The organism is Aquabacterium sp., assembly GCF_004297345.1.
In the GTDB taxonomy this organism is placed as follows: domain Bacteria; phylum Pseudomonadota; class Gammaproteobacteria; order Burkholderiales; family Burkholderiaceae_C; genus Aquabacterium.
The window spans coordinates 1-1,795 of record NZ_SCTN01000526.1; the positions used below are offsets into that span (position 1 = coordinate 1).

3 protein-coding genes are annotated in these 1,795 nt (G+C 60.3%); 2 read left to right on the plus strand and 1 reads right to left on the minus strand.

Annotated features, from left to right (window positions below; genetic code table 11):
- The first annotated feature begins 88 nt into the window (after nucleotides 1-88).
- Both EPO09_RS20365 and EPO09_RS20370 read left to right on the plus strand, forming a co-directional pair.
- On the plus strand, nucleotides 89-604 hold the full coding sequence (locus tag EPO09_RS20365; protein ID WP_290646106.1) for a hypothetical protein: 516 nt from the start codon (nucleotides 89-91) through the stop codon (nucleotides 602-604).
- A 157-nt stretch (nucleotides 605-761) separates the two neighbouring features.
- Nucleotides 762-983 (plus strand): hypothetical protein, encoded by a 222-nt coding sequence (locus EPO09_RS20370; RefSeq protein ID WP_290646107.1) that lies wholly within the window; start codon nucleotides 762-764, stop codon nucleotides 981-983.
- A 142-nt stretch (nucleotides 984-1,125) separates the two neighbouring features.
- On the opposite strand, the gene bamC is transcribed toward EPO09_RS20370, so the two are convergent.
- Nucleotides 1,126-1,795, minus strand: a 670-nt coding sequence (bamC, locus tag EPO09_RS20375) for an outer membrane protein assembly factor BamC (protein WP_290646109.1), incomplete at its 5' end; no start/stop codon positions are given.

Here is a 1,795-nt window from a genome sequence, read left to right on the forward strand (position 1 = left end):
CACTCAGGGAGTTGCTGGATCAGTGGACGGAAGACGGCTGGGCCCACCCCGCACCCTGACTCGGCCTGATTGGATGGAGATCGATGCCATGGATCACACTTCTGTGACACACGCTGAACCCGAACAGTCCGGACAGATCAGCAGTTGGCGTGATTTTCAGGATCGTTTCAGGGCTGCGATGGCCATGGCTGCCACGCAGCCTGTCGATCTGACGCTGGTGGATCATGACTTTGCGCACTGGCCATTGGGTGAGCGCAGTGTGATGGAGGCCTTTCATCAGTGGGGCCTTCTGGTGCGCGGGACACATTGCCAGATGCTGGCCGCCGGCTATGATGTCTTCGCTCAGGCGCACCCACGCTGGGTTGCCTGGCGTGGCACGTGGTCGCACCGCGTGAAGTGCTATCTGGCGCCCGATGAAGTGGCCCCGTCATTGATGCCCGTGCTGATCGTGCATGGTGTCATTGGCTTGCGCTTGAATGAGCCCCTTCACGGGACAGGCATCTGGACACGTGAAACAGGGGTTTTGCGGACGTGGCTCGCTGAAATTGATGTAAATTTGCAACGCTCGCACGAGGCCTTGCCTCCCACGACCCTGGGGCTATAGGGAATAGCCTTATACGACGTATAATCATTGGCTGAATGTGGAGCAACGCCAGTTGCGATGCATCCTTTGCCCTTGTCTCGTATTGCTATGGGACTATGGGCTCTGCACATAGTTCCAAGACCACAGTTTTATTGACACTCCTTTTGAGGACACAAGCATGAAAAAGTCGCTCCTGCTGGCTTCGCTGATCGCTGCTATGGCTCTGACCGCTTGCGGCAAAAAAGAAGAAGCTCCTGCTGCTGCTGAAGCCGCTTCCGCTGCTTCCGAAGTCGCATCTGCCGCTTCTGAAGCTGCTGCTCCCGCTGCTTCGGCCGCTTCTGAAGCCGCTTCGGCTGCTACGGAAGCTGCTTCTGCTGCTGCCAGCGCTGCCTCGAACTAATTCCAGTTCGATGGTACAAAAAGCCGCTCTTCGGAGCGGCTTTTTTTCGTCCGTATTTGGCGCAAATACCTGAGCGTCAAATTGTCCGGGCGAAAAAAATCCCGGCCACATGGGCCGGGATGCTGACGGGCGTAAGGTGCAGTCAGCTCAGTTCGTCAAGCAGTTGCTTGGCAATGCGCTTGGCCGTGCTGGACGTCGTGGGTTGTCCGTTGTCTTTCAGCACGCTGACCAGGCTGTTCTTGCCCTGGCCTTGCACTTGCACGCGGTAGCGGCTCAGGCCGTCCTGGTTTTCGGCCTTGGCGCCAAACAGGCGGGCAAAGAAGCCGGGCTTGCTGGCGTCTGGGTCGTTGTCTGACAAGCGCACTTCGAAAGAGCCTTGCTTGCGATCGCGGTTCTCGACCGTGAAGCCGCTGCGGTCCAGGGCCAGGCCCACGCGGCGCCATGCGGTGTCGTAGTCGGCATCGACCGTCAGGGACAGGCCATCGGCATTCAAGCGTGCCTGGCTGGCGGCGGCAACTGTGGCGGCTGCAGCGGGCTTGTCAGCCTTGGCTGCGGCAGCGGCTTCCTTGGGGGCGCCCAGCTTGAGCATCAGGCGCGACAGCATCTCGGCTTCCAGGCCCGAGTCGCTTGGGCGCACACGCCACGTCGTGCGGTCCTTCTTGGCGTCTTCGTATTCTTCGATCAGGCCCTTGTGGCTGATGTAGACCTCGCTGCCCGTGGCGGTGCGTTCAATGCGGGTGCGGTATTGGTCGCGCTCGCCGGTGTCATACAGCAGGTCGAACACGCGGCCCAGCGCCTTGCGCACGGCGCCG